At 58.8% G+C, this 6,216-nt stretch carries 7 protein-coding genes; 3 read left to right on the forward strand and 4 right to left on the reverse strand.

Annotation, left to right across the window (positions count from 1 at the left end):
- Positions 1–29: 29 nt before the first annotated feature.
- Positions 30–1,220 carry an osmoprotectant NAGGN system M42 family peptidase gene (locus KGB23_RS26020; RefSeq protein ID WP_223433108.1) on the forward strand — a complete coding sequence of 397 codons (1,191 nt, stop codon included), beginning with the start codon at positions 30–32 and terminating at the stop codon, positions 1,218–1,220.
- 160 nt (positions 1,221–1,380) lie between these two features.
- Entirely contained in the window at positions 1,381–1,608 is a 228-nt protein-coding gene (locus tag KGB23_RS26025) for a YheU family protein (protein WP_003199186.1), read from the forward strand.
- Positions 1,609–1,613: 5 nt separating this feature from the next.
- Here the strand turns inward: KGB23_RS26025 and csrA are convergent, their stop codons facing one another.
- From csrA to KGB23_RS26040, 3 genes are all read right to left on the reverse strand, one after another.
- The gene (csrA, locus tag KGB23_RS26030; protein ID WP_046049117.1) at positions 1,614–1,799 is read right to left on the reverse strand and encodes a carbon storage regulator CsrA; all 186 of its coding nucleotides are present in this window, start codon (positions 1,797–1,799) and stop codon (positions 1,614–1,616) included.
- Between the two features lie 153 nt (positions 1,800–1,952).
- Positions 1,953–2,285, reverse strand: coding sequence for a YnfA family protein (locus tag KGB23_RS26035; RefSeq protein WP_223433109.1), 333 nt, complete (start codon positions 2,283–2,285; stop codon positions 1,953–1,955).
- A 64-nt stretch (positions 2,286–2,349) separates the two neighbouring features.
- Entirely contained in the window at positions 2,350–3,165 is an 816-nt protein-coding gene (locus tag KGB23_RS26040) for an SDR family oxidoreductase (protein ID WP_223433110.1), read from the reverse strand.
- 279 nt (positions 3,166–3,444) lie between these two features.
- On the opposite strand from KGB23_RS26040, the gene KGB23_RS26045 reads away from it, so the two are divergent.
- Positions 3,445–3,603: a DUF3309 family protein gene (locus tag KGB23_RS26045; RefSeq protein WP_174602692.1), complete on the forward strand. Its 159-nt coding sequence runs from the start codon at positions 3,445–3,447 to the stop codon at positions 3,601–3,603.
- Positions 3,604–3,665: 62 nt separating this feature from the next.
- Here KGB23_RS26045 and KGB23_RS26050 read toward each other — a convergent pair whose 3' ends face one another.
- Positions 3,666–5,759, reverse strand: a complete 2,094-nt coding sequence (locus KGB23_RS26050; RefSeq protein WP_223433111.1) for an LTA synthase family protein — start codon at positions 5,757–5,759, stop codon at positions 3,666–3,668.
- Positions 5,760–6,216: the final 457 nt, after the last annotated feature.

Below are 6,216 nucleotides of genomic sequence, written 5' to 3' on the forward strand. Positions count from 1 at the left end.
TCGATGGCCTCAACTCATCAGGAGTTTCCATGACCAGCAAAATTCCAGAACCGGATCTGAACTACCTGCAAAAAGTCCTGCTGGAAATGCTCGCCATTCCCAGCCCGACCGGGTTCACCGACACCATCGTGCGTTATGTCGCCGAGCGGCTTGAAGAGCTGGGCATTCCCTTTGAGATGACCCGCCGCGGCACCATCCGCGCCACCCTCAAGGGCAAGAAGAATAGCCCCGACCGTGCGGTCTCCGCCCACCTCGACACCATCGGCGCGGCGGTTCGCGCAATCAAAGACAACGGCCGTTTGACCCTGGCGCCTGTCGGTTGCTGGTCCAGCCGTTTTGCCGAGGGCAGTCGGGTCAGCCTGTTTACCGACAACGGTGTGATCCGTGGCAGCGTGCTGCCGCTGATGGCTTCCGGGCATGCGTTCAATACTGCCGTGGATGAAATGGCGATCAGTTGGGATCACATCGAATTGCGCCTGGACGCTTATTGCGCTACGCGTGCCGATTGCGACTCGCTGGGGGTCAGCGTCGGTGATTTTGTCGCCTTCGACCCCCTGCCGGAGTTCACCGAAAGCGGCCACATCAGCGCCCGTCATCTCGATGACAAGGCCGGCGTTGCCGCATTGCTGGCGGCATTGAAAGCGATTGTCGACAGCGGCGAAGAGCTGATGATCGACTGTCATCCGCTGTTCACCATCACCGAGGAAACCGGCAGTGGCGCGGCGGCGGCATTACCTTGGGACGTCAGCGAATTCGTCGGCATCGACATTGCCCCGGTCGCGCCGGGTCAGCATTCCAGCGAGCACGCGGTGAGCGTGGCAATGCAGGATTCCGGCGGACCTTATGACTATCACCTGTCGCGCCATCTGCTGCGCCTGGCCAGTGACAACGAGTTGCCGGTGCGCCGTGACCTGTTCCGCTATTACTTCAGCGATGCCCATTCGGCGGTCACTGCCGGGCATGACATTCGTACCGCCCTGCTCGCCTTCGGCTGCGACGCCACTCACGGCTACGAACGCACCCACATCGACAGCCTCGCCGCCCTCAGTCGCCTGCTCGGCGCCTACATTCTGAGTCCGCCGGTGTTTGCCAGCGATGCACAACCGGCCAAGGGGTCGCTGGACCGGTTCAGTCATCAGATCGAACATGAGACGCAGATGGAAAGCGATACGCGGGTGCCGTCGGTGGATAGCCTGGTGGGACAGCGCTCGGAGAGCTAAAGCGAACGCAAAACCGTAGGAGCTGCCGCAGGCTGCGATCTTTTGATTTTCAGCGATGCAACTGACGCCAAAGATCAAAAGATCGCAGCCTGCGGTAGCTCCTACTGGTCCTGTGCGTTCAACCGCCGTAGCATCGCGCCATTGTTTAGCCGAGGTGCCTATGCTGATTCCCCACGACCAACTTGAAGTCGACACCCTCACCCGCCTGATCGAGGATTTCGTGACCCGTGACGGTACGGACAACGGCGATGACACGCCGCTGGAAACCCGTGTACTGCGTGTTCGCCAGGCATTGACCAAGGGCCAGGCGCTGATTGTCTTCGACCCGGAAAGCGAGCAATGCCAGTTGATGCTCAAGCACGATGTGCCCAAGCACCTGTTCGACTGAGGCCTTCAGCGTCCTTTGTTTTTCGCCAGTTTGAGCTGGATGCGGTCGTAGACCTCGGCCCGGTGCACATTGACGTTTTGCGGCGCTTCGACACCGAAGCGCACACTGCCTCCGTTGACGGCAAGAATACGCACGGAAATGTTGTCACCGATGGAAATCAACTCGCCCACAACGCGACTGAGTACAAGCATGGCATTCGTCCTTCAGGGTTATCGAACCCTGAAGATGCCCTGCACTCAGCGGGCCTACAATGCGACAGCAGCAAATCAGTCCCGCCCTACAGCGCACCCCGAACAGATCCTATGGAAACGTCCGACAAACCCATTGAATGAAGGACCGATCCTTCAGGAAGCGGAGAAACGCGGGCCGAAAAGGATGACGCTGGCCCCGATCACACACAGCCCCACGCCGATCCAGTCCGAGCCCAGCGGACGAATCCGCTCGACCACCGCCAGCCAGCCGATCGACGCGATGATGTAGATGCCACCGTACGCGGCATAAGCACGGCCAGCGTAGGTCGCTTCGATCCGGGTCAGCAGCAGCGCGAACAAGGTCAGACTGAGCAGCGCCGGCACGACCCACCAGGCGCTTTTACCCTGGCGTAGCCACATCCAGAAGGCAAAGCAGCCGGCGATTTCAAACAGCGCAGCGAGGAAAAACCACAAATAATTGAGCATGCAAACGTCCCGCGAGGATGGCCGATGGCGGCCACCCTAACGACGGTGTTGCGTACGGGCAAGTTCAGCCTGCGGTTTGTTTGGCCTTGGCGCGCATTTTGTCGGCCATGGCGGTCATTTCGTCGTAGAGCAATTGCGGGTTCTTCTGCTTGAGCGCCCAGGCCATACGGCCCTGTTCGTGAGGCAGAATCATGAATTCGCCAGCGGCAACGTACTGATAGATGTAGTCGGCAATGTCGGTCGCGGTGATCGGCGAGCTTTCCAGCAACTTGCCGACCTGGGCTTTCATGGCCGGCGTCGGACCACGGAACGAGTCCAGCAGGTTGGTCTGGAAGAACGACGGGCACACCACATGCACGCCGATCTCCTGCTGCGCCAGTTCGACCAGCAGGCTTTCGGACAACGCCACCACGCCAGCCTTGGCCACGTTGTAGTTGCTCATGGCCGGGCCTTGCATCAGGGCGGCCATCGACGCGATGTTGATGATCTTGCCTTTGCTTTTTTCCAGCAGCGGCAGGAAGGCCTTGCAGCCCTTGACCACGCCCATCAGGTTGATCGCGATCTGCCAGTCCCAGTCTTCCAGGGACAGTTCACTGAAGAAGCCGCCCGAGGCAACGCCGGCGTTGTTGACGATGACATCGATGCCACCGAGTTTCTCGTCGCAGGCTTGGGCGAAAGCGGTCAGCTGACTGTAATCGCGCACGTCGCAACGCTGGATAAAACCGTCGCCGCCGGCTTCGCGAACCAGTTTCAGGGTTTCCTGCAGACCGGGTTCGCTGACATCCGACAAGGCCAGCTGCCAGCCTTCACGCGCCCAGCGCAGCGCGATTTCGCGACCTAAGCCCGAGCCCGCACCAGTGATCATCATGCGATTTTGCATAGCAAACAGCCTTGTTGTTCCGGGGAAGATGCATCGAGTGTAGCGAAGGACAATGCCCGACCCACGCTCCATCAGATTGCTGAATGGCCCGAGCAAACCGTGACAGCGCCTGAATCAACTTGTGCAATAAAAAAGAAATAAGCCTTTCTTCGAAAAACATTAAAAAAACTTGGAATTTTCCTTCATTCGCCACAGTCGGATTTTGTAAGCAGCCCGGTTTTATAGCAGCCCGGCTGACCAGTAAACGCCAGGTAATTCCAGAACACTTCCAACAAGGAAATAGACATGGGCACAATTCTAATCATTATTCTGATCCTCCTGCTGGTAGGTGGTTTACCGGTCTTCCCGCACTCCAGAAGTTGGGGTTATGGCCCGTCGGGTATCATCGGCGTGGTGTTGGTGGTGCTGTTGATCCTGCTGTTGCTCGGCAAGATATAAAGGTTTAACAGGCAAAAAAAAGAGGCCCTTTTTCAAGGGCCTCTTTTTTATTGCATCAACACTTAGTCCGGCTTGCCATCAACCACACCTGCGGTGTTGTCGATCAGGCTCTTGGTCGCCGTTTGCAGGAACGCTTCGAGCTTGAGCTTCAGCTCAGCGGTACGCGGTGCATCCGGAACGATCTCGGCGTGAGGTGTCGCGCCCAGTTCGTACTGGTACATCTTCGGCGCCATTTCCTTTTCCTTCGGCAGCACCAGAATCTGATCAGCCGTGATGATGGCGGTGGTCTGCTCGCTACCCGACGGCTTGATCACGCCGAAACCAGTGTCGCCTTCAGGCAGATTGAGCAAATCGCGGCCCCAGCACTGATGACGCACTTCGCCACCAATACGACCCATGATGGTCGGCACGATGTCGATCTGCGTGCCCACGGTATGGTCTAGCTCGCCGAACTTTTCCTGGATGCCCGGTGCGATCATCAGCATCGGCACGTTGAAGCGGCCCAGGTCCATTTCGGTGATCTGACGCTCGTTGCCAAAACCGTGGTCGCCGACGATCACAAACAGGGTTTCCTTGAAATACGGCTCCTTGCGGGCCTTTTCAAAGAACTGGCCCAGCGCCCAGTCCGCGTAACGCATGGCGGTCAAATGCTCGTTCAGGCTACCGCGATCGGTCACGCGTTCGACCGGCAACGGGGTCGGCAAAGCGTATGGCGTGTGGTTGGACAGGGTTTGCAGCAACGCATAGAACGGCTTGCCGTTTTCCCGTGCCTTGAGCTCGACCAGACCACGGTCGAACATGTCCTGGTCGGACACGCCCCAGGTCGGATCGGAGAACACCGGGTTCACGAAGTCGTTACGACCAATGAAGTTGGTCATGCCCTGGTTGCTGAAGAAACCCGACTGGTTATCCCAGGCGAAGTCGCCGTTGTAGACGTACACGTCTCCATAGTTACGGGCGCTGAGCAATTGCGGCAGGCCGGACAACTTGTGGCTGCCTTCCGGCGTCTGCATCAGGTATTCGAAACCTGGCAGGTTCGGAAAGCACGCCATGGTGGCGAACATACCCTGGTGGGTATGGGTCCCGTTGGAGAAGAAGCGGTCGAACAGCAGGCCTTCCTTCGACAGTTTGTCGAGGTACGGCGTGATATTGCCCGGTGCGCCCAGGGCGCCCACCGAGTGACCGGCCATGCTTTCCATCAGGATTACGACGACGTTCTTGATCGGCAGGGTCTTGTCGGCTGGCGGCGTGTAGTCGCGACGCACGGCTGCGATGTCGGCATCCACCAGTTTGTCGTCCGCCATCACCAACATGTCACGCACGATTTTCTGCGCTTCAGGCTGTGGCAGGGTGGCCTTCCAGATGTTGTCGCGATCTTCGGACATACGGCTCTTGGCCGCTGCGACCAACGACAAGGTGCCGTTGAGGCCCAACTGGTTAGCGAAGTTAGAGTCGGTGGTGTAGACGTCACCCCAACGCAGTGGCGGGCCCTGACGCAGGGTGCCACGAGCAGCGACCACGCAGACCAGCAGGCAGACGACAAACACCGCGATGCGTGCGTACCACGGGGCGACCTTGCGCGTGCCGATGCTGCCGCCGCTGAAGGGGCCACGAGGCCGGGTGGCGCGGTCGGCGCCCTTGAACGCCAGGGTCAGGATCAACGTGCCCACGGCCCAGGCCAGCAGGTAGCGAACCACCGGAAAACCGTACCAGAGCATGCTCATCACGGTTTTTGGGTCTTCCTTTACATATTGGAAGACCAGGCCGTTGAGACGCTGGTGGAACTCGCGGTAGAAGTCCATCTCCATCAGGCCGAGGAACAGGGCGATGCTCGAGGCAATGGTCAGCCAGAACCGGAAGAACCCGCGTGCGGCCATCGCCCGGGCGCTGAACAGCGCCAGCAGCAATGGAATGCTGAGGTAGACCACCAGGCGCAGGTCGAAGCGCAGACCGTTGGCGAACGCTTCGAGAAAGGTCGAGGCCGGGGTGTCGAGGATCATCTCGCGGTTGTAAACCAGCAGCGCAACGCGCAGCAGGCTGAACATGACCATCATGACCAGGGCACACAGCAGCGTGTAGGCCAGATGCGATTTGACGGTCGGTTGCAGCAGGCGACTAGAAGCTCGCTGCTGACTCAGGGCGTCCGGGTTTGCCATGTCGTTTTAGGACCCATTGGAAGTTGAAGTTTCAAAAATACAGCGGCGCCTTGCCCTCTGTTGGCCAGTACTCGGCCCCGGGGCTTGCGCGGTGCGCAAATGTTGCACGATCAACCGCGGCATTGCCATTGATTACTGCCCGCATGTTGGCGCGGGCGAATTGTCTTGGAGGCTTTGTGAAAATTTCGTGCAACGTATATTCGGAAACAAAATAAAGTCCGCCCTGCTTCTGATGCCGGTTAGTTCGGGGGCGTATCCGTTTTTGCGGTAACGGCGGCTGGCGGTTTCGCTCTTACAGCGAGTCCCTTTTTCAAACGCCAAAAAGGAACCAATGTATGGTCAGCCCATCTTCTGCCACCCAGCATTGATGAACGGTAAATCGAGCTTGCGCTAATGTATTCGGGCTCAGTGTGAGCACGGATAGCGCTCGGCCCTTGATGAGTAGTCGCTCCTGCCT

Source organism: Pseudomonas sp. GL-B-26 (assembly GCF_019947405.1).
In the GTDB taxonomy this organism is placed as follows: Bacteria; Pseudomonadota; Gammaproteobacteria; order Pseudomonadales; family Pseudomonadaceae; genus Aquipseudomonas.

Excerpts from the sequence above, each read along its gene's own strand:
- KGB23_RS26020 (WP_223433108.1), top strand. The coding sequence starts at position 30 with ATGACCAGCAAAATTCCAGAACCGGATCTGAACTACCTGCAAAAAGTC.
- KGB23_RS26025 (WP_003199186.1), top strand. The coding sequence starts at position 1,381 with ATGCTGATTCCCCACGACCAACTTGAAGTCGACACCCTCACCCGCCTG.
- csrA (WP_046049117.1), bottom strand. The coding sequence starts at position 1,799 with ATGCTTGTACTCAGTCGCGTTGTGGGCGAGTTGATTTCCATCGGTGAC.
- KGB23_RS26035 (WP_223433109.1), bottom strand. The coding sequence starts at position 2,285 with ATGCTCAATTATTTGTGGTTTTTCCTCGCTGCGCTGTTTGAAATCGCC.
- KGB23_RS26040 (WP_223433110.1), bottom strand. The coding sequence starts at position 3,165 with ATGCAAAATCGCATGATGATCACTGGTGCGGGCTCGGGCTTAGGTCGC.
- KGB23_RS26050 (WP_223433111.1), bottom strand. The coding sequence starts at position 5,759 with ATGGCAAACCCGGACGCCCTGAGTCAGCAGCGAGCTTCTAGTCGCCTG.